The sequence below is a fragment of the Nonomuraea cypriaca genome (assembly GCF_015645445.1).
Taxonomy (GTDB): Bacteria; Actinomycetota; Actinomycetes; order Streptosporangiales; family Streptosporangiaceae; genus Nonomuraea; species Nonomuraea cypriaca.
Genome location: NZ_JADOGI010000071.1, coordinates 1 through 19,580, shown reverse-complemented (window position 1 = coordinate 19,580; position 19,580 = coordinate 1). Strand labels below are relative to the sequence as shown.

The 19,580-nt window shown below is 69.4% G+C and carries 18 protein-coding genes; 14 read left to right on the top strand and 4 right to left on the bottom strand.

Translation table 11 applies throughout. The annotated features are described in order from the left end of the window. Nucleotides 1-149: 149 nt before the first annotated feature. The 6 genes from ITP53_RS23425 to ITP53_RS23400 all read left to right on the top strand — a co-directional run bounded on the left by ITP53_RS23425 (nucleotide 150) and on the right by ITP53_RS23400 (nucleotide 7,192). Complete coding sequence (locus ITP53_RS23425; RefSeq protein ID WP_195897575.1) at nucleotides 150-866, top strand: Crp/Fnr family transcriptional regulator; 717 nt, start codon at nucleotides 150-152, stop codon at nucleotides 864-866. Nucleotides 867-1,041: 175 nt separating this feature from the next. Next, nucleotides 1,042-1,368: a hypothetical protein gene (locus tag ITP53_RS23420; RefSeq protein WP_195897574.1), complete on the top strand. Its 327-nt coding sequence runs from the start codon at nucleotides 1,042-1,044 to the stop codon at nucleotides 1,366-1,368. A 142-nt stretch (nucleotides 1,369-1,510) separates the two neighbouring features. Beyond that, nucleotides 1,511-2,224: a hypothetical protein gene (locus tag ITP53_RS23415; RefSeq protein ID WP_195897573.1), complete on the top strand. Its 714-nt coding sequence runs from the start codon at nucleotides 1,511-1,513 to the stop codon at nucleotides 2,222-2,224. Beyond that, the gene (locus ITP53_RS23410) at nucleotides 2,221-4,185 is read left to right on the top strand and encodes a hypothetical protein (RefSeq protein WP_195897572.1); all 1,965 of its coding nucleotides are present in this window, start codon (nucleotides 2,221-2,223) and stop codon (nucleotides 4,183-4,185) included. Before ITP53_RS23415 ends, ITP53_RS23410 begins: the two co-directional genes overlap by 4 nt. Continuing rightward, nucleotides 4,182-5,855 (top strand): hypothetical protein, encoded by a 1,674-nt coding sequence (locus tag ITP53_RS23405; RefSeq protein WP_195897571.1) that lies wholly within the window; start codon nucleotides 4,182-4,184, stop codon nucleotides 5,853-5,855. Before ITP53_RS23410 ends, ITP53_RS23405 begins: the two co-directional genes overlap by 4 nt. Beyond that, the gene (locus ITP53_RS23400; RefSeq protein ID WP_195897570.1) at nucleotides 5,855-7,192 is read left to right on the top strand and encodes a DUF4407 domain-containing protein; all 1,338 of its coding nucleotides are present in this window, start codon (nucleotides 5,855-5,857) and stop codon (nucleotides 7,190-7,192) included. Before ITP53_RS23405 ends, ITP53_RS23400 begins: the two co-directional genes overlap by 1 nt. A gap of 15 nt (nucleotides 7,193-7,207) precedes the next feature. On the opposite strand, the gene ITP53_RS61730 is transcribed toward ITP53_RS23400, so the two are convergent. Next, a complete protein-coding gene (locus ITP53_RS61730; RefSeq protein ID WP_195897569.1) occupies nucleotides 7,208-7,804 on the bottom strand; it encodes an ATP-binding protein in 597 nt (198 codons plus the stop codon). Here ITP53_RS61730 and ITP53_RS61725 point away from each other — a divergent pair. The 3 genes from ITP53_RS61725 (at nucleotide 7,727) to ITP53_RS23385 (ending at nucleotide 8,813) form a co-directional block, all read left to right on the top strand. Continuing rightward, nucleotides 7,727-7,906, top strand: coding sequence for a Scr1 family TA system antitoxin-like transcriptional regulator (locus ITP53_RS61725; protein WP_456238102.1), 180 nt, complete (start codon nucleotides 7,727-7,729; stop codon nucleotides 7,904-7,906). The two genes, ITP53_RS61730 and ITP53_RS61725, sit on opposite strands and share 78 nt — an antisense overlap. A gap of 15 nt (nucleotides 7,907-7,921) precedes the next feature. After that, nucleotides 7,922-8,137, top strand: a complete 216-nt coding sequence (locus tag ITP53_RS23390) for a DUF397 domain-containing protein (protein WP_207756333.1) — start codon at nucleotides 7,922-7,924, stop codon at nucleotides 8,135-8,137. Between the two features lie 97 nt (nucleotides 8,138-8,234). Beyond that, complete coding sequence (locus tag ITP53_RS23385; RefSeq protein WP_195897568.1) at nucleotides 8,235-8,813, top strand: DUF6461 domain-containing protein; 579 nt, start codon at nucleotides 8,235-8,237, stop codon at nucleotides 8,811-8,813. Here ITP53_RS23385 and ITP53_RS23380 read toward each other — a convergent pair. Together ITP53_RS23380 and ITP53_RS23375 are read right to left on the bottom strand one after the other, a co-directional pair. Beyond that, the gene (locus tag ITP53_RS23380) at nucleotides 8,810-9,166 is read right to left on the bottom strand and encodes a MerR family transcriptional regulator (protein ID WP_195897567.1); all 357 of its coding nucleotides are present in this window, start codon (nucleotides 9,164-9,166) and stop codon (nucleotides 8,810-8,812) included. The genes ITP53_RS23385 and ITP53_RS23380 overlap by 4 nt on opposite strands. A gap of 27 nt (nucleotides 9,167-9,193) precedes the next feature. Continuing rightward, nucleotides 9,194-10,402, bottom strand: coding sequence for an MFS transporter (locus ITP53_RS23375; protein WP_195897566.1), 1,209 nt, complete (start codon nucleotides 10,400-10,402; stop codon nucleotides 9,194-9,196). 355 nt (nucleotides 10,403-10,757) lie between these two features. On the opposite strand from ITP53_RS23375, the gene ITP53_RS23370 reads away from it, so the two are divergent. Continuing rightward, complete coding sequence (locus ITP53_RS23370) at nucleotides 10,758-12,026, top strand: PucR family transcriptional regulator (protein WP_195897565.1); 1,269 nt, start codon at nucleotides 10,758-10,760, stop codon at nucleotides 12,024-12,026. On the opposite strand, the gene ITP53_RS23365 is transcribed toward ITP53_RS23370, so the two are convergent. Further along, complete coding sequence (locus tag ITP53_RS23365) at nucleotides 11,963-13,978, bottom strand: dipeptide ABC transporter ATP-binding protein (RefSeq protein ID WP_207756332.1); 2,016 nt, start codon at nucleotides 13,976-13,978, stop codon at nucleotides 11,963-11,965. The genes ITP53_RS23370 and ITP53_RS23365 overlap by 64 nt on opposite strands. Nucleotides 13,979-14,110: 132 nt before the next feature. On the opposite strand from ITP53_RS23365, the gene ITP53_RS23360 reads away from it, so the two are divergent. The 4 genes from ITP53_RS23360 to ITP53_RS23345 are packed head-to-tail and all read left to right on the top strand — an operon-like array spanning nucleotide 14,111 to nucleotide 19,388. Then, entirely contained in the window at nucleotides 14,111-15,886 is a 1,776-nt protein-coding gene (locus ITP53_RS23360) for a peptide ABC transporter substrate-binding protein (RefSeq protein ID WP_195897564.1), read from the top strand. Next, on the top strand, nucleotides 15,887-17,569 hold the full coding sequence (locus tag ITP53_RS23355) for a DUF885 domain-containing protein (RefSeq protein WP_195897563.1): 1,683 nt from the start codon (nucleotides 15,887-15,889) through the stop codon (nucleotides 17,567-17,569). It abuts the gene before it with no gap. Next, nucleotides 17,566-18,519, top strand: coding sequence for an ABC transporter permease (locus tag ITP53_RS23350; protein ID WP_195897562.1), 954 nt, complete (start codon nucleotides 17,566-17,568; stop codon nucleotides 18,517-18,519). The genes ITP53_RS23355 and ITP53_RS23350 overlap by 4 nt, the downstream gene beginning before the upstream one ends. Then, nucleotides 18,516-19,388: an ABC transporter permease gene (locus ITP53_RS23345; protein ID WP_195897561.1), complete on the top strand. Its 873-nt coding sequence runs from the start codon at nucleotides 18,516-18,518 to the stop codon at nucleotides 19,386-19,388. The genes ITP53_RS23350 and ITP53_RS23345 overlap by 4 nt, the downstream gene beginning before the upstream one ends. The last annotated feature ends 192 nt before the right edge of the window (nucleotides 19,389-19,580 follow it).

The window sequence follows — 19,580 nt, the reverse complement described above, 5'->3', positions numbered from 1 at the left end:
CTTTTGCGCCATTTATGTCCTTTGTCAGGCTTTAAAGATCAATATCTGGAGTTTCCCGAGAAGATCATTTCACTTGGCGAGAAATCGATGGGAACTTCCCGGTCCGCGGGAGCGTCGTACACTCCGTAAAGCGACCAGCGAGGGGTGCCATGACATTCTCCGACGCATATACGTGGCCCGCGGGAACGTTCATGGCCGGCCTCGACCCCGTTCTCGGCGATCGGTTCATGGCGCTCAGTCCGGCGACGCTCCGCCGGGCGGGGCACATTCTGATTCGCCAGGGCGACAAGAAGGACAAGCACGTCTTCCTGCTGCGCTCCGTGGAGCCCCGGCACAACGCGCTGGTGAAGGTGACGGCCGACCTGGAAAACGGCGAGCAGGCCCTGCTCGGCATCCGCGTCAGCGGCGACCTGGTCGGGGAGATGGCCCCGCTACGGGAGCTGCCCAGGACTGCGACCGTCTCGCTGTGCTCCGACTGCCGGGTGCACGCCATTCCCGGCGCCGAGTTCACCGCCTTCCTGAGCCGGTATCCCTCGGCCTGGCAGGCTGTCGCCCGTCTGATGGCCGACCGGCTGGACTGGGCGAACCGGCGCAGGGCGGACATGACGGGATACAGCGTGGAGATCCGGCTGGCCCATGTGCTCGTCGAGTTGGCCGAGCACCACGGCGCTCCCTGCCCGGAGGGCGTCGATCTCGGCGTTCCCCTCACCCAGGTCGAGCTGGGACGACTCATCGGGGCCAAAGAGGACGCCGTCAACAAGGCCATGCGGAGGCTGCGCGACGAGGGACTCGCGGTGACGGTGTATCGAAGGGTCATTCTTCTGGATTTGCCGAAATTGCGCAACTTCTGCAATCAAAGCCGATAAATCCGTACTGATCCGCCTTTCCTGGGGCGGGCATGTGAGAGGCTACCCCAACTCCACCCGCATTGATCAATGGGGAAACCCCCACAAGCGCGGCCGGAGCACCCTCAGGATATGACAAAACCGACAAATCCGCATCTAAGTCTGTATTTCGTGATCTCTAAAACCTGGAGTTTCTATGAGCAGCCTGCCGGAAATCGCCGACGCGATGTGGACGGCCGTTTCCGACGGCAGCCTCGAACGCGCCGGCGCGTTCGGCACCGAGGCCGCGGCCAATGCCACCGGCCGGCTCTGGGCCAGGCTGCGCGACCACCGCAAGCGCAAGGGCCAGGCAGAAAGGCCGGACAACCGCGAGGAGCTCCACGCGAGCCTGCTCGAACTGCTCACGGCCGACGCCGAGGCTCGGTCGCTGGCCGCCCTGATCAGGGCCGATCAGTCCGTGGTCAACGTCTTCCACGGGTCCGTCACGGTCGACGGAGGGACCATCGGCATCCACAACGGGTGACGATCCCCCGGAAACCGCGAACTTCGGTCACCAAGGTCACAGACCACGCCAGGTGACCACGCCCCCATTCCGTGCCAAGTGCCAAGCAAGCCGTGCCAGCAAGCCGTGCCAAGTCAGCCGTGCCAAGTAAGCGGAGTCCCCCATGCACGAATCACACCAACGCCATCTCCTGCTCAATGCCGACATCGTCGGCTACAGCACAGGGCTTCCCGCACGCCAGGCCGACGACCAGGCGATGCTCAGGGACGTACTGACCCGGGCGGCCGCGTCCGCCCGGCTGGACCACGAAGCGTGGCAGGTCCAGTCGTCGGGCGACGGGGTGCTGGCCGTCCTCCCCGCCGCTCCCGCCGCCGAGGAGGAGCCGCGCCTCGTCGACGACTTCGTCCGCCACCTGAGCCGGCTGCTGCGCGCGCACAACGTCGGCAGGGACGCCGCCGACCGGACGCGCGTACGCCTCGGCATCCACTTCGGCTCGCTGAGCGAAGGGGCGAACGGCTACGTCGGCAAGTCCCCCATCGTGGTGGGACGCCTGGTCGACGCGGCGCCGGTCAAGGCGGCGATGACCGCGGCCCCCGACGCCCTGCTCGGCCTGATCGTCTCCGACGACGTCTACCAGCACGCGGTGGCGACCGGCCACACGACGTGGGAGCCGCAGGAGTTCCGCGAGGTCGACGTCACGGTCAAGACCTACCGGGGCACCGCGTGGCTGCTCGTCTCCGGGGCCGACGTCCACGCGCTCGACCTCGGCGAATCGGCCGCCGACGACCGTACGACCGCGCAGCAGCGCACGACGACGGTGATCAACGGCTCCGTCCGGATGGGCGACCACGGCGTGATCGGGATCGCCAACCGATGAGCGAGGCACCAGGGGCTCCCGGCCCCACCCCGGCGGACGCCCCCAAGGAGATGCGGTCCAGCCAGCACGCGAGCGTCACCATCAACGGCCCGGTCAGCATGGGCCCGAGCTCGGCGATCGGCATAGCCGACGCGATGACCGGGCACGTCACGCGCCGCAGGGAGGGACGTGTCCCACCGCGCGTGGTCGACGATTCCTGCCGCCGGTACGCGCGACCTGACCGCTACACCGAGGCGCTGGACACGCTGCGCGACGAATCGCCGGTCATCGTCCTGTACGGCCCCGACGGCCATGGCAAGCGGACCGGCGCGCTCAACCTGCTGCGCGACCTCGGCGGTGAGCGCCGCATGGTCATGCTGCTCCCCGACCTGACAGAGCTGGCCGGTCGCGACGACTACCAGAAGGACACGGCCTACCTGGTGTTCGACTGTCCGGGCGAGGACGCGGAGCGGGGCGACAGCGACGTCAGCCTGGGCGCCCTGGCCGGGAAGATCGAGGCGACCGAGGGCACCCACCTGGTCATCACCAGCGAGCGGGAGGTGTCCAAGCTCGTACCGCACTTCCGCTGGGAACGCCCCTCCCCCGAGAGCATCCTGGCCGCCCACGAGGTGGGGGAGGCGGGGGTCGAGCCGGCGCTGCTGCACGAGCACAGCCTGGCCGACATCGTGCTGTTCGCCCGCAACCTGGCCAGCGGGATGGATCCCGACAAATCACTCGATGGCCTTGATCTGGCTTTACGGCGGAAGGTCGAGGAGTGGTTCGAGGGCCGCCCGGAGCCACGCGATCTGCTCGAAGCCGCCGCCCTGGTGTTCCTGGACGGACTGCCAGAAGGCGTCTTCGAGCCGCTGCGTGACCAACTGGCCGCCGCCGTCATCCCGCCACCACCCGACACCGAGGAGCCGGCTCGGCCGGAGGCGCTCGAACCGATCAGGAAGCGCGGCGAGCGGTCGCTCGTCACCACCCCCAGGCGAGCCGTGGAGAACGGCGACGCGATCCCCGGCCAGACGCAACGCTGCGTGGAGTTCAAGTCCGAGGGCTACCGCACCCACGTCATCGCCGAGTTCTGCAACCTCTATCCCCAGACGTTCTGGGAGCACCTGTTCGAGTGGCTCAACGAGATCGTCGACGATCCCGACCCTGAGGTCCGCATCCGCGTCTCGCAGGGGCTGGCGCTGCTTGCCGAATACGACTTCGACGGCGTACGCACTCATGTCCTGCAGCCATGGTCGTGCGGAGAGCACGGCTGGCGCGCGTGGACGGCCGCCAGGGACGTGTTGTCGTTCATGTGCATGATCGACACGGCCGCGCCGCTGGCCAGGCGTACCGCGATCAGGTGGTCGAGGAGCAAGGACGAACTGCGTAGATGCGCCGCGGCCTTCGCCTTCTCCGGAGGCGTCGGCGTGCTCTACCCGCACGACGCCCTGCGTCATCTGTGGCTTCTGTGGCAGCAGCCGGAGACCGCCGACAGCGCGGCCACCGCCATCGCCCTCCTGTACCTCACTCTGAACGACGCCGGCACCGGCGACGACCAGGTCGTCCTGGAGGAGCTCATCGCCCGGTTGCGCCGGTTCGCCCGGGGGAACATGGACACCTTCCAGCGCACCGTGGACATCGCCATGGACGTGCTCCGGATCCGATACGGCGAGCGGCACGTCGCGGCCGAGCACCTCGCCGCCCGCGAGGCGGCCCCGCTGTTCGGGGAGCTCCTGGCGCTGCTCGCCGTCTACAGGCCCAGGCGCACCGACGCCTTCTCGCTGATCTTCGACCTCCTCGAGGTGCTGGACAAGGAGCCCGAGGCGGCGCCCGGTCCCCTCATCGCCGCGCTCAAGGCGGCGCTCCCCCTCCGCGAACGCACCCCGTTCGCGTCCCAGTTCGTGCTGTACGCCACCCGGCGTGGAGCAGGACACGCCCCGCCCTTCGCGTCTCTCGTCACCTCGATCTTCCAGCAGGAGTGCCAGTGAGCACGTCATATCCGATCATCAGCCAAGACCTCCTCCCACCGGTCGACAAGCGCGGACTCTTCGGGCTGAGGGGCCGTGCCCGGCCCGCCGCCGACATCCCCAAGGCGCGTACTCACGAGGCCGTCGTCGTGACCGACGGCGTGACGTACACCAGCGGCAAGCAGCGGCGGCTCAGCGGCGACGACGAGCACCTGGTCAACGCCACCAGCTACTGCGTCGTGGACATGACCAGGGACAAGCCGATCACCGTGCAGCTCGCACTGCAGTCGAGCGGCGTGGACCAGTTCACCCTGCGGGTCACGTTCGCCTGCACGGTCACGGATGAGATCACCGTGGCGCAGGTCGGCCACCGGGACCTCGACGAAGCCGTGCTCGCTTACCTGAAGGGCTATCACCGTCTCTATCAGCTCGGCCTCGAGCACCCGATCGACGCGGTGCTCAAGGTGCAGGACGACGCGCAGATCGAGCTGGGCGTCTACGCGCAGACGTGCGAGCCGAAGTTCCGCGGGATGGACGTGCGGCTGTCCAGCGTCGAGGTGCTCACACCCGCCGCCGTCCTGGAGGAGCAGCGCAAGCTGGAGGAACGCCTCAAGGCGCACGAGCAACAGGAACGCGAGCTGGAGCTGGAACGCGCGCTCAGGACCAAGCAGCGCTCGTACGAGCAGGACGACCAGATCGACGCCCACCGTTTCACCCGCGAGCTGGCGCGCGAGGAGGGAGAGACCGAACGCGAGCGGCTTGACCGGCTGACCCGCGAGCGGCGCCTGACCCGCGACCACGAGCGCGAGGAGGCCGACTTCACCCACGAGCAGCGTCAGGGCGATCTCGCCGCCGAGCTGCGCCGGGGGCGGATGCTCGGCGAGGAGGTCGCCAGGGATCCGTACGCCGCGATCTCACTGGCCATGGCCCGCGGCGAGCTGAGCCCCTCCGAACTGATGCGCCGCGCCGACGAGGAGACCCGCAGGCGCCGGGAGGAGGACCAGGCCGAGCGCCTCGCCCAGCGGGAGCGCCTGCATCTCCAGCTCGATCGCGAATGGGAGGAGGACACGGCGGGCCGCCACCACAAGCGGCAGCTCGAGACCTCCCGCCAGGAGCTCGAGGCCAAGCTCGCCGAGCGCGACTCCGACCACGGTCACGAGCGGATCCGCCTCGAGATGGAGCGGGAGTCCCGCCTGCAGCAGTGGGACGTGACGCGGGAGGAGCGCCAGCGGGAGCACGACATGGAGAAGCTCCGCCTGGAGCACACGACGCAGACGGCCCAGCAGCAGCTGGCGGCCGGCCGGGAGGACACCGAACTCGAGTGGACGCGTGAGCGGGTGCGGCTCGAACACCAGAAGACCCTGCGCCAGCAGGACCTGGAGAACCTCCGCGAGGAGCGCAAGTGGAAGGACGAGAAGGAGCAGCAGGCGTGGGAGCGCGAGCAGAACGCGCGTGATCGCGAGCTCAAGATGCAGATCGCGCAGAGCCTGATCAACCGTGGCCAGGGCGACCACACCGACCTCACCGAAGTGATCTTCAGCGTGCTGCAGGACGTCACGGGCACGCCGCACACCGCGATCGTCGTCGAGGACGTCCAGGCTCTGGAAACCGTGGACGACGCCGCGACCGCGCCCGCGGAAGGCGCCGGCCAAAAGGAGCAGGGCTCCTCCACTCCTGCGGACGCCGACTGATGACCAGCTACAAGACGCCCGAGGTGAGCGGGCTGAAGAGCGGCGACTGGCCGGCGCCCCTGCTGGGCCGAGGCCACGGTCCCGGCCGCTTGTTGCGTGCGCTGATCGGGGTCCAGGAGGACGTCCTGGCCTGGGTTCCGGAGGAGCGGCCGAAGCTCACCCGTACCGGGGCGATCGTGTTGTGCGCCCCGGTGATGGCGGCGGCGTCGCTGTGGATCGCGTTGAACCAGTTCCTCCAGGTCTCCATGGCACCGGCGATCGTGACGGCGGTGCTGTGGGGTGGGCTGATCTGCGTCCTGGACAGCTGGCTGATCGCCAGCACGCACGGGGTCATCGGGCGCGGCCGCGTTGCGATGCTGCTCCCCCGGCTGCTGGTCGCGCTGGTGATCGGCGCGCTCATCTCGGAGCCGATGACCATGAAGATCTTCGAAACGGCCATCGGCGAGCAGATCAAGACGACCTACCAGGCGACCGAGGATCGGCTGCGTGCCGCGTACGGCAACTGCTATCCCACGCCGGTCGCGGGCGCGGACTGCACGGCGTACAAGCTGACCGTCTCCCCTCCTGACGGCGGCCCGCTCAGGCGCGCCACCGAGGAGCGGGACGCGCTGGAGGCGTCGGTCAGGCCGCTGATCGACGAGGAGACCCGGCTGCGTGGCCTGCGGGCCGAGGAGTGCACCGGCGGCAAGGTGCAGGGCACCAGCGGGATCGACGGCGAAGGTCCGCGCTGCCGCATCCGCGCCGAGACGCTCGACAGGTTCAGCCGCGACAACAACATGGACGACAACCGGCGCAGGCTCGACGACCTGCGGGACAAGGTCGTCACCGAGACCACGCGCCACAACGAGGCGCGCGCCGCCTACGCCGAGCAGGTGCCGCGGCTGATCGAGGAGAGGATCGCGGCGGAGCGCGACAAGCACGCCACGGTGCCCGGCCTGCTCGAACGGTTCGAGGCGCTCAACCAGCTGTCGGCCAGGAGCTGGACCGTCTGGTGGGCTCACCTGCTGGTCGCCGGCCTGCTCATCCTCATCGACTGCTTCCCCGTGCTCACCAAGCTGATCAGCAGGCCCGGCGCGTACGACCGGCGGCTCGCCGCCCTGGTGGAGAGCAAGGAGCGGCTGCACGACAACGACGTACGGCTGAACGAGCGGCTGCGCATGGGCGACTACGAGATGCGGCTGCACCAGGAGGAGGCGCGGATCGGGCAGGAGAGGGAGCAGAGCGACGCCGACGCCCGGCTGCGCGGCGCCGAGCGGGAGGCGGAGCTGCGGGCCCGGATGGACGAGGTGATCGCGCAGGTCAAGCGCGCTCGCGCCCGCCGCGACCAGGGACCGTGAGCCCGGCCCCCGCCCCTATCGCATCCCCGACAGGCCATGAGGTAGAAGGGCCCACACGACCTTTCCGCCGACCTGCTCGCCTTCCCTGGGAAAGCGGCAGCCCCACTTCTTCGCCAGGGCGGCCACGATCTCCAGGCCGCGCCCGTTGATGGAGTCGATGCCGGCAGGCCGCTGCTTCGGTGCGCCCTGGCCGCCATCCCACACCTCGATGCTCAGCTCGTACGCCAACTCGGTGATGGTGATCCGAATCAGCGACTGGGAGGCGAGGATGACTCCCATCCTCGTCCGGTTGTCCTGGAAACCGAGCGCGTTGACCGCGTTCGTCACCAGCTCGGAGACGATCAACTGGGCGTCGTCCACGAACTCGTCGTCCAGTCCTGGGACCCGCTGCTCGTCCCCGGCCTGTTCCAGACGCCCGCCTACGCCCGAGCACTGTTCCAGGCCAGCCCGGCCCTCCCCGCCGAACTTGTCGATGAGTAGGTACAAGCCCGCATACAACGGGCAGACATTCTGAAAAGAAACGATCCGCCAAAAATCGTTGCGATTCTCGAAGAGGCGGTACTCCACAGGCCGATCGGAGGCAACGACATTCTGCGCGACCAGCTCACCCACCTCAAGACCGTTGCCCAGCTCCCCAAGGTGATGGTTCAGGTAGTGCCCACTCAGGCAGGATGTGGACGCTCTACCCCGGAGACAGTCCCTAACCGTCATTGAGGAAGCGATCGAACGATGGACAAGCAGGCAGTGAGCCTCGACGGCGCGGAATGGCGCAGGGCCACTGTGAGCGGCGACAACGGCGGCCAGTGCGTTGAGGTTGCTGACAATCTCCCCGGCATCGTCGCCGTCCGAGACAGCAAGAACCCGACCGGCCCGGCCCTCGTCTTCACCCTAGGAGAGTGGAACGCCTTCCTGAGCGGAGCCAAGGGCGGAGAGTTCGACCTCTGATCCGCCCCAGCTCATCGCCGGCATCGCGGTCACCGGCTCAAAAGGCTGACCCACCCACCTTGGGGCAGATGTCGGCCGATGATGCGAGCATGACGGAATGATCCCTGACGATGACTACAGCTGGTTCTCCGTCGAGCGCTTCCCCGACCTCGCGGACGCCTACTGCTTCACCTACGTCCGCGGTCTGTCGCCCGAGGAGCTGGTGGGCCGGCTCGGCGCCCGGACAGAGGACTTCGCGCTCATGGGGCTCGGGGAGCTGGTCGACGCCGCGTACGCCGAGCCTGACCGGGAGGGCATGTTCTTCGGCGCCACGGCCGTCGGCGACTGGGTGTTCATAGTCCAGCCCAACGGTCTGCTCGGCATCAACGAGGACATCATCATGCCGTTGTCGGCGGGCACCCGCCTCGTCTCCCATTTCCGCAACATCAAGGGCAACGAGTACTTCTACTGGATCGAGGACGGGCAGCTCCGGTTCTCCTTCGTGCCGCAGGACGGCTTCTCGGAGGAGGTGCCGGACGAGCTCGTGGCGATCATGGAGCGGATCGGCGAGCGCACCGACCTCCACGACGGGCCGGCGTTCCTGCTGACCGAGCGTCTCACCGGCATCAGGCTGACGCCGCAACTGCTGGAGGAGTCCATATACCTGTCCGGAGCCTGCCCCGAACCGCGCGACTAGGTTTTCGACCGCACGGCTCGGAGCCCGGTTCGCAGCCGGGAGTGCACCTCGGAGAGAGCCCGCATGCGCTCCTCGACCGTCCGCAGTCGCTGCTCGTACAGCTCGACGACCGCCTCGCACGGGGTCTCGGCCGTCAGATCCCTGGCCAGGCAGCCGTCTATCCGCCGGATGTCGTCGGAGGTGAGCCCGGCGGCCAGGAGCGTCCTGATGTTGCGCACGAGCGTCACGGCGGAGGAGTCGTACTCGCGATAGCCGTTGTCGCCGCGCTCGGCGGTCAGCAAGCCCTGCTGCTCGTAGTAGCGCAGGGCGCGTGTGGTGGCCCCCGTACGGCGGGCCAGCTCGCCTATGTGCACCGCTCCCTCCCATGTTCCACTGACAGGTTAGTGCGGGCCGCGGATGGCGGCGGCGAACGCCAGCAGGCCCAGCAGCGCGAAGGCGCCGCCCACGATCAGCACCGCCGCCGCGCCGCCACCGGACAGCGCCATTCCGCCGGCCGCCCCCGCGATGGCGATGCCGAGGTACATGGCGCTGATGTTCAGCGCGACGGCCTCACCGCCCGACGGTCCGGCGATGCGCGTCAGGCGCGTCTGGATCGGGGCGTTGAACGCCCAGCCGCCGATCTGCCAGCAGACCAGCACCAGGCCGGTCAGCGCCATCGGCACACGTCCCGGCCACAGCCAGGCGAGCACGGGCAGCACCAGCGTGGCCGTCACCTGCACGCCGAGAGCCAGGAGGATCGTACGATCGGGCCCCCATCTGTCCGTGCCGCGGCCACCCAGCCAGGCCCCCGCGATGCCGGCGACGCCGATCACGGCGATGAGCAGCGCGAGCCCGCTCGTGCTCACGCCGGACAGGGCGGCGGCGACGGGAGCGATGTAGACGAACGCCATGTAGCCACCGACCGCGGCGGGCACCATGGCGACCAGGGAGACGACCACGGCCCTGGAGGTCAGCGGGGCGAGTCGCTGTCTGAGTGTGAGGGCCGGCGCCTCGGCCAGTACGGGCATGAACCGCGCCAGGCCGGCGGCCACGACCAGCGCCAGGGCGACGATGAGGAGCATGGTCGAGCGCCACCCCAGCCAGCCACCCAGCCAGGTCCCGCCAGGCACCCCGATGACCAGCGAGAAGGTCAGCCCTGCCGTCACCACCCCCATGAAGCGCCCCGCCTTCTCGGGTGGGGCCAGCGCGGCGGTGGTGACGAAGGCGGCGGGAGTCATCATCGAGGCGGTGAGGGCGGCCAGCACCCGGCAGGCCAGCAGCACGGCATAGGTGGGAGCGAGCGCCGCCAGCGCGTTCAGTGCGGCGAAGACGAGCATCCCGGTGATCATGAGCGTACGCCGCGGCAGCCGTGCGGTGATCACGGCCATCAGCGGGGCCGCGACGGCGTAGGTCAGGGAGAACACCGTCACCAGTTGCCCGGCCGCGGCCTCGGACACGTCGAGGTCGCCGGCGATCGGGCCGAGCACTCCGGCGATGACGAAGTCGTCGGTGCCGATGACGAAGGTCAGGAGCAGCAGGCACACGAGCCACGCGGGATAACCGCCTCCGGTGGCTCTCCTGCTGTCCGCCGTTGTGGTCTTGGTGGTCATGCGTGGACGCTAGAACCTTGACCCTGGCGTCAAGGTCAACCCCGCCAGGACGCCTTCAACCCGGTAGTCGATTCGCCAAATATAACTTGCGACAAAGCCTTTTATTTGAAGGTTTCAGGCCTTCTGAATATCGAAACCTTCGGCCCATTGAAAACTTTCGAACCGAGGCTACTGTGCATTCGTGGTCGCAGCCGGCAAGCGATCGACACCCCTCGCCCAGAGGGAACAGGACCCGGCGGGGAACGCCTCCGGGCGGCCATGAGGAAACACAGGCGTCACAGGATGGTCCTTCCTTCTCAACATGGGGTCCACTACAAAGAATCTGACACGTTTCCTCGACACTCGGAGGACGGCCATGTTGGAAGACCTGCAAGCACTCATCGACGACGTGGCCGAACGGCTGGGCACACCGGCTCTGCTGGAGGACGAGGAACAGCGCACGGTCGCCTACTCCTCACACACCAGCCCCGTCGACCACGTCAGGCAGGAGTCCATCCTGCGCCGCCGTACCCGGCCGGAGATCCGCGACTGGTTCAGGAAGTTCGGCATCCTCACCTCCACCGAGCCGCTGCGCATTCCGGGCGACGCCTCGGTGGGCGCGCTGGCCAGGCTGTGCCTCCCGGTGCGCCACCACGGCCTGCTGACCGGGTTCCTGTGGCTCATCGACGAGGGCGACCTGCTCGGGCCTGAGCAGGTGGAGGTGGCCGTCGAGGCGGCCAGGCACGCAGGGGTGCTGATGTACGAGGAACTCCTCGCGGCACGGCTGGCCGACAACGTGGTCGGGCACCTGCTGTCCCCCTTCGACGACCTGCGCGAGGAGGCGGTCAGGCAGGCGGCGGAGGCCGGGCTGATTTCCCCGGAGTCGTACATCGTCGTCGCGGTGCTGCGTTACGTCGACGCGGACCACCCCCGCCCCAAGACGCAACTGGCCGAGGGGCTCAGGACGCTGACCAGGCAGTTCGCGCACAGCGAGTTCCACGGCATCGCGTACGGCGACCACAGCGCGGTCCTGGTGCCCGCGCGCAGCGCCCGCACGGCCTCGGCCCGCGCGCTCGACGTCGGCCAGGCCGCCCGGGACGTGCTGATCCAGCGCGCCACCGAGGACGGCCGCGACGCCAGGGTGGTGCTCGGCGTCGGCGACCCGCAGGAGCGGCCGGGGCAGGCGCGTACGTCCTACCGCCAGGCACGCATGGCGGCCGACGTGGCGGAGGTGATCCCGGCTCAGGACGACGTGGGGGTGTGGTCGAGGCTGGGCGTCTACCGGGCGCTGACCCAGTTGCCGGACGCGGAGAGCGTGCTCGACCCGCGCGTCGGCCGGCTCATCCGCGAGGCCGACCCCCAGGTGGTGCAGACCGTCGAGCGCTACCTCGACCTCGGCGGCGACGCGCAGGCGACGGCGCGCGAGTTGCACCTGTCACGCGGCACGCTCTACTACCGGCTGCAGAAGGTGGAGCACCTGGCGAGCATCGACGTGCACGACGGCGCCGACCGGCTGAGCCTGCACGTCGGGCTCAAGCTGGCCAGGTTCGCGCGCCGTCAGTCCACCGGCGAGAAGCGGCGTCAGTCCACCAGCGGGAAGTGGCAGGCCACCGAGCCGCCGCGGGGCGCGGCCGGCTGGAGCTGAGGCTCGACCTCGGCGCAGACGTCCTGCGCGAGCGGGCAACGCAGCCGGAAGCGGCACCCGGAGGGCGGCTCTGTGGCCGAGGGCGGATCGCCCGCCTCGATCACCACGCGCTTGCCGCGCTCCGTGGCCGGGTCCGGCTTGGGCGCGGCCTCGACCAGTTGCCTCGTGTACGGGTGCAGCGGCCGCTGGTACACCTCGTCCCGGTCACCGACCTCGACCAGCTTGCCGAGGTACATCACGCCGATGCGGTCGGCCAGATAGCGCACCACGGCCAGGTCGTGGGAGATGAACACGTACGTCAGGTGGTGCTCGGCCTGCAGGTCGGACATCAGGTTCAGGATCTGCGCCTGCACGCTGACGTCGAGCGCGGACACCGGCTCGTCGGCGACGATGATCTTCGGTTCGAGCGCGAGCGCGCGGGCCAGCGCCAGCCGCTGCCGCTGGCCGCCGGAGAACTCGTGCGGATACCGCTCGGCGGCGTTCCGCGGCAGGCCCACGTCGTCGAGCAGCCGCGCCACCCGGTCCATGCGGGACCCGCGATCACCGATGCGCTGGATCCGCAGCGGCTCGGCCAGCAGCGAACCGGCCCGCATCCTCGGGTCGAGTGCGGCGGCGGAGTCCTGATAGACCAGTTGCAGGTCGCGCCGGCGCAGCCGAAGGTCGCGTGCGGGCATGGAGAACAGGTCGGTGCCGCCGGCCACCACCGAGCCGCTCGTGGGCTTGTCGAGCGCGACCAGCAGCCTGCCCAGCGTGGACTTGCCCGAGCCCGACTCGCCGACCAGCCCGAACGTCTCGCGCTCGCCGATCTCCAGCGAGACGCCCGCCACCGCGCTGACCTTGCGCCGCTGCCACGCGCCACCCACGGTGAAGTCCTTGACCAGCGCCTCAGCGGCCAGCGCAGGCGTGGCGGGCGCGGGTGCAGCGGGCTCGGGGACGGCGGGTGGTGCCTCCGCCCGGTCCCTGACCTGGAGCGCCGCGCCCTCCGCCGGGGCCGGGTGCAGGCAGGCCATCAGGTGTCCCGCCCCCGCCTCGACCAGGCCGACCTCTCCCGCCGTACAGTCATCCTGTACATGCCTGCAACGCGCCGCGAACCTGCACCCGGTCAGCGACCTCGCCAGGTCGGGCGGCAGGCCGGGGATGTTCTCCAGCGGCCCGTCCGCGCGCCGCCCGCCGTCGGGCACCGCCTTGAACAGCGCCTCGGTGTAACGGTGCCGGGGCCGCGCGAACAACTCCGCGGTGGTGGCGGACTCCACCAGGCGCCCCGCGTACATGACGGCGACCCGGTCCGCGCGGCCCGCGATGACGCCGAGATCGTGCGTGACCAGGATCATCGCCATGTGGAAGCGGTCCCGCAGCTCGTCGAAGAGCTCCAGGATCTCCCGCTGCGTGGTGACGTCGAGCGCGGTGGTGGGCTCGTCGGCGATCAGCAGGTCGGGCTCGCAGGCCAGCGCCATGGCGATCATCACCCGCTGGCGCATGCCACCGGAGAACTGGTGCGGGTAGTCGCCGGCCCGCCCACGCGCCCCCGGGATGCCCACCAGATCGAGCATCTCGGCCGCGCGCTCGCGCGCCCGCGCCCACGACACGTCGCGGTGCAGCCAGAACGTCTCGGCGATCTGGTGGCCGACCGTCATGGACGGGTTCAGCGACGACAGCGGGTCCTGGAACACCATGGCGATCCGGTCCGCGCGCAGCCCGGCCAACTCGCGCTCGCCGAGCCCGGTAAGCTCCTGCCCGTCGAACGTGATCCGCCCCGCGGTGATCTCGCCGCCAGGCGGGAGCAGCCCCATGACCGACAGCGCGGTCATGGTCTTGCCGCAGCCGGACTCACCGACGATCCCGAGGGTCTCGCCGCGCCCGACCGACAGCGACACGCCGTCGACGGCGTGCACGGAGTCGTCGCGCCGGTGAATGTGCGTGTGCAGGTCCTCGATCTCGAGCAACGCGGCCAACCCGGTCTCCTCCCACCTCAGAACAACTCACACTAGAGCGGACATCGCTCCACAAATGTTCAGAGACCGGGCGAATTTCTTGAGCAACTGTTTCTCCCGGCCGGTGAAACCGCATCGCTAGCGTCTCGTGACATGCGTTTCCGACGAAGTGCCCGCATAGTCCTGACCGCCGTACTCGCGGCCGGGCTCACCGCGTGCTCCGGGTCGGGAAGCGGCGCCCAGGGCGATGACATCGATCGCGATGTGATCCGCTTCGCCGAGTTCCCCGGCGTCGTACCGAACTGGATCCTGCCCATCACCGACCCCGGCCACAACGGGTCGCCCAACACGATGCAGTTCTCGTTCCTGATGTGGCGCCCGCTGTTCTGGCGGGGCAACGGCGCCGAGCCGACGCTCGACGAGCGGCTGGCCCTGGCCGAGGAGCCCGCGTACGCCGACGACAAGCGCAGCGTCACGGTCAAACTGCACGACTACAACTGGTCCGACGGCAAGCCCATCACCAGCCGTGACGTCGAGTTCTGGATCAACCTGATCAAGCACAACCCGACCCGCTGGTCCGGATACGTCAAGGGCAACATCCCCGACAACATCGACACGTTCGAGGCCGTCGACGACAAGACGTTCAAGCTGACGCTGACCGAGCCCGTCTCGGCGGACTGGTTCACCGGCAACCAGCTCAGCCTCATCGTCCCGCTGCCGCACCACGCGTGGGGCAACGGCGACGACGACCGCACGGAGGCGGGCGCGAAGGCCGTGCTCGACCGGCTCATGGAGGAGTCCAAGAAGCCCGCCGAGTACGCCACCAACCCGCTGTGGAAGACGGTGAGCGGGCCGTGGACGCTGAGCAAGTACACCACCGACGGCCACATCACGTTCGTGCCCAACAACGCGTACACGGGGCCGGCCAAGCCGACGGTCAAGCGGTTCGAGCAGGTGCCGTTCACCACCGAGGACGCCGCGTTCAACGCCCTGGTGGCCGGCGACATCGACGTCGGCCCGCTGCCGTTCAAGAACCTCAACCAGCGCGAGCGGCTGGAGAAGGACGGCTACACCTTCGTGCCGTGGAGGAACTGGACGGTCAACTACCTGGCGCTCAACTACAACAACCCCGAGACGGGCCCGCTGGTCAGGCAGACCTACATCCGCCAGGCCATGCAGTCGCTGATCGACCAGCCGCTCATCATCGACAAGGTGTTCAACGGCCAGGGCGCCCAGCAGTACGGGCCGATCCCGCTTGAGCCGGCCAACCCGTACGCCACGGTCAAGAACGCGCCGTTCCCTTACGACGAGAACAAGGCGGTCACGCTGCTGCGGGACAACGGCTGGGACGTCAAGCCAGGCGGACAGACCACGTGCAAGAGCCCCGGCACCGGGCCCGGCCAGTGCGGCGAGGGCATCGAGGCGGGCACGCCGCTGGCCTTCGAGGCCATCGTCACCAGCAACCGCAGGCCGGTGCTGCTGGAGATGCAGTCGCAGCAGTCGGTGTTCCAGCAGAAGGCGGGCATCGCCTTCCAGGTCCAGCCCACGCCGTTCGCGCAGATCATCACCGAGGCGTTCGCGCCCTGCACCAGGGAGAAGCCGGACGGCTGCCCGTGGCAGACGGCCGTGTGGGGCGGCGGGAGCAACGTGCAGCCCTACCCGACGGGCGAGCAGTTGTTCCACTCCACCGGTTCGAGCAACGCCGGGCACTACTCCGACCCGAAGGCGGACGAGCTCATCGAGGCGTCGATCACCGGCGGCCCGGAGGAGCTCAAGGCATTTGAGGAGTACCTCGCCCAGCAGGTGCCCGTGCTGTGGGTACCCAATCCCTCGTACCAGCTCTCCATGGTCCGCAACGGCCTTCAGGGCGCCGACGGGCAGAACCCGTACAGCGGCGTCACTCCCGAGCTCTGGAACTGGAAGAAATAGATGACCGACGACCACATCCAGGTGGACACCCTCGCCGAGGAGCTGTTCCGCCTCCAGCTCTCCACCCAGCCGCTGTACGCCTCCCAGCTCGGCCACGCCGAGTACATCGGCGAGTTGCCCGACCCCAGCGACGAGGGCGTCGCGCGCACCCGCGCCAAGCTCATGAGCGTCCAGGAGCGGGCGGGCCAGGTCCCGCCCGCCGCCCTGGACCCCGAGCGGCGCATCACCCACGCGCTGCTGCTGCGCCAGACCGCGGACCAGCTCCTGGCGCTGGAGGCCAGGGCCGAGGACTACACGGTCGCCACCATGGCGAGCACAGGCGTGGGCGCGGTGGTCCTGGTCGGCTTCGCCAAGGCCCAATTGAAGACCCCGGACGACGCGGAGGCGTACCTGCGCAGGTGCGCCGGCGTACCGGACTGGCTCGGCCTGCTCACCGAGCGGCTCGCCGCCGGAGCGGCGGCGGGCCGGCGGCCGGTGGGCAGGCTCGTGCGCAACCTGGCCGATCAGCTCGCCGCGCAGCTGGAGGCGCCCATCGCCGACGACCCGCTGGTGGGCGTGCAGGAGCCGCCTGGCACGTCGAGCTCGTGGCGCGACCGGCTGGTCGGCGTCGTACGGGACGAGGTGCGCCCCGCCATCGCCGGCTACCGCCGCCACCTGCTCGACCAGGTCGCGCCCGAGTCGCGCGACGACGACCACCCCGGCATCGCGCACCTGCCCGGCGGCGTGGAGCTCTACCAGCGGCTCGCCGCCATGCACACCACGACGGACCGGAGCGTCGAGGACATCCACCGCACCGGCCTCGACCTGGTGGCCGAGCTCGTCGAGGAGATGCGCGAGCTGGGTGGGCGCACGCTCGGCACCGCCGACTTCACCGAGATCACCCGCCGCCTGCGCGAGGACGAGAGCCTGCGCTTCACCTCCGCCGAGGACGTACTCGCCGCCGCGCGCACCGCGCTGACCAGGGCACAGGAGGCGCTGCCCGCCTGGGTGGGGCGACTGCCCGAGGTGGCCTGCCAGGTGCGGCCGATGTCACCGTACGAGGCCCCGAACGGCCTGCTCGGCTACTACCAGTGGCCCAGCGGCGACGGCGCCCGCCCAGGCACCTACTGGGTCAACACCTACAAACCCGAGACCCGGTTCAGGTTCGAGGCGGAGGCGCTGGCCTTCCACGAGTCCGCGCCTGGACACCACACCCAGCTCGCGCTGTCACAGGAGCTGGCCGAGCAGTCCGACTTCCGCCGCCACGCGCGGGTCACGGCCTTCACCGAGGGCTGGGCGCTCTACACCGAGCGGCTGGCCGACGAGATGGGCCTGTACACGTCCGACGTGTCGCGGCTCGGCATGATCTCCTTCGACTTCTGGCGCGCGTGCCGGCTGGTCGTCGACACCGGCATGCACGCGATGGGCTGGAGCCGCGACCGCGCCGTCACCTACATGTACGACCACAGCGCCCTGACCCCCAAGAACGTCGAGAACGAGATCGACCGCTACATCAGCTGGCCGGGCCAGGCGCTCGGTTACATGCTGGGCAGGCTGGAGATCAGGCGGCTGCGTTCCATGGCCGAGTCCAAACTCGGCCCTTCGGCGTTCGACCTGCGCGACTTCCACGCCGAGATCCTCAGCCACGGCGCGCTGCCGCTGTCGGTGCTGGCCGAGGTCGTCGAGCGCTGGGCGGACGGGTGACGGGTTACCTGCTGCGGCGTGCCGGCCAGGCGATCATCGTCGTGCTCATCGTGTCGGCCATCGTCTTCGTGCTGTTGCGGCTGCTGCCCGGCGGGCCCGCGCGGGCGATCCTGGGGCCGTCGGCGACGGCCGAGCAGGTGCTGGAGTTCAACCGTGAGCAGGGCTTCGACCAGCCGATCGTCATCCATTACCTCAGCTGGGCCGGCGGGCTCCTGCGGGGCGATTTCGGCTACTCGTACCGGCTCAACCAGGACGTGCTCGCGCTGATCGGCGAGCGGCTGCCCAAGACTCTGTCGCTGACCGTGCTGTCCACGCTGGTCGGATTGCTGATCACGGTGCCGCTCGGGACGCTGCAGGCCGTACGCCGCAACAAGCCCGTGGACTACCTCCTCACCGGCGTGGTGTTCGTGGTCTACGCGATGCCGGTGTTCCTGCTCGGCATGCTGCTGATCATCGTCTTCTCGCAGACGCTGGACCTGGTGCCGCCGCAGGCGCCGCAGGGGTCCACGCTCGGGGAGATCTTCGCGCAGTCCGACGGGCTCATCCTGCCGGTGGCGACGCTGGCGCTGCTGACCGTGGCCGCCTTCAGCAGGTACGCCAGATCCGCCACGCTGGACAACCTGGGCGAGGACTACGTACGCACGGCCCGTGCCAAGGGCGCGCTGTCGCGGCGCGTGATCGGCCGGCATGTCCTGCCCAACGCGCTGCGTCCCGTGGTCACACTCCTCGGCCTGTACGTGCCGTTCCTGTTCGGCGGCTCGCTGATCACCGAGGCGACGTTCAACTATCCGGGCATGGGCCTGCTGTTCTGGGAGGCGGCGCAGAACAGGGACTACCCGATCCTGCTCGGCATCGTCCTGGTGATCGCCGCGGCCACGGCCATCGGCTCCCTGCTGGCCGACCTCGCCTACGCCCTTCTTGATCCACGAGTGAGGTACGCCGGCGCATGACCACCGACATCGCTCGCAGCCCCGGCAACTTCCGGCTCGGCCTGCGTACCTTCCTGGACAACAGGCTCGCCGTGCTCGGACTGGTCATCGTCATCGGGCTGATCGTGTTCAGCTTCGTCGGCCCGCTGTTCTACCAGACCGACCAGGTGCACACCGACCTGAACTCCGTCGAGCTGCCGCCCGGCTCGCCCGGCCACCCGCTCGGCACCGACCAGGCAGGATACGACCAGCTCGGCAGGCTCATGGCCGCCGGACAGACCTCGCTCATCGTGGGCGTGGGCGCGGGACTGCTCGGCACGGTGATCGGCGCCCTGTGGGGGGCCGTCGCGGGCTTCTTCGGCGGCGCGATCGACTCGCTCATGATGCGGGTCGTGGACGCGCTGCTGGCGGTCCCGGCGATCTTCCTGCTGCTGGTCATCGCGGCCATCTGGCGGCCCACCGTGTGGTCGCTGGTCATCCTCATCGCGCTGATCTCCTGGCTGGTGCCCGCCCGGCTGGTACGCGGCGACTCGCTGAGCCTGCGGGTGCGCGAGTACGTACAGGCGGTGCGGCTCATGGGCGGCGGCCGCTGGTGGGCGGTCAGCCGGCACATCCTGCCTGGATCGCTGGGCACGATCGTGGTCAGCGCCAGCTTCCAGGTCGCCGACGCCATCATCTACCTGGCGTACCTGAGCTTCCTCGGGCTCGGTCTCGCGCCCCCCACGACGGACTGGGGCGGCATGCTCACCGACGGGGTGGACTACGTCTACAGCGACTACTGGTGGCTGATCTATCCGCCTGGCCTGGCCATCGTCCTGATCGTGATCGGCTTCAACTTCATCGGCGACGGCCTCCGCGACTCCTTCGACGCCCGCCTCCGCCGCCGCTGACCGCCGCCGTCGACCAGCCCCGGCCGCCCACCTCAGAGACCGGAGGGCTTTCGTACGCACATGAAACGCCCCGAACGAACCGCCGGCCCCCTGCCCGCAGCACTGTCAGGCCGAGCTCTCCGGCAACCTCGAGCACGAAGTCCGCCACCACGGGTCAGTCTTCGTCCGCCGGCAGGGCGAAGAGGCGGATGT

What these genes read in the sequence shown, in the direction of transcription:
- ITP53_RS23415 (WP_195897573.1), top strand. Translation starts at nt 1,511, where the DNA reads ATGCACGAATCACACCAACGCCATCTCCTGCTCAATGCCGACATCGTC.
- ITP53_RS23355 (WP_195897563.1), top strand. Translation starts at nt 15,887, where the DNA reads ATGACCGACGACCACATCCAGGTGGACACCCTCGCCGAGGAGCTGTTC.
- ITP53_RS23345 (WP_195897561.1), top strand. Translation starts at nt 18,516, where the DNA reads ATGACCACCGACATCGCTCGCAGCCCCGGCAACTTCCGGCTCGGCCTG.
- ITP53_RS23425 (WP_195897575.1), top strand. Translation starts at nt 150, where the DNA reads ATGACATTCTCCGACGCATATACGTGGCCCGCGGGAACGTTCATGGCC.
- ITP53_RS23370 (WP_195897565.1), top strand. Translation starts at nt 10,758, where the DNA reads ATGTTGGAAGACCTGCAAGCACTCATCGACGACGTGGCCGAACGGCTG.
- ITP53_RS23410 (WP_195897572.1), top strand. Translation starts at nt 2,221, where the DNA reads ATGAGCGAGGCACCAGGGGCTCCCGGCCCCACCCCGGCGGACGCCCCC.
- ITP53_RS23375 (WP_195897566.1), bottom strand. Translation starts at nt 10,402, where the DNA reads ATGACCACCAAGACCACAACGGCGGACAGCAGGAGAGCCACCGGAGGC.
- ITP53_RS23360 (WP_195897564.1), top strand. Translation starts at nt 14,111, where the DNA reads ATGCGTTTCCGACGAAGTGCCCGCATAGTCCTGACCGCCGTACTCGCG.
- ITP53_RS23400 (WP_195897570.1), top strand. Translation starts at nt 5,855, where the DNA reads ATGACCAGCTACAAGACGCCCGAGGTGAGCGGGCTGAAGAGCGGCGAC.
- ITP53_RS23390 (WP_207756333.1), top strand. Translation starts at nt 7,922, where the DNA reads ATGGACAAGCAGGCAGTGAGCCTCGACGGCGCGGAATGGCGCAGGGCC.
- ITP53_RS23420 (WP_195897574.1), top strand. Translation starts at nt 1,042, where the DNA reads ATGAGCAGCCTGCCGGAAATCGCCGACGCGATGTGGACGGCCGTTTCC.
- ITP53_RS23385 (WP_195897568.1), top strand. Translation starts at nt 8,235, where the DNA reads ATGATCCCTGACGATGACTACAGCTGGTTCTCCGTCGAGCGCTTCCCC.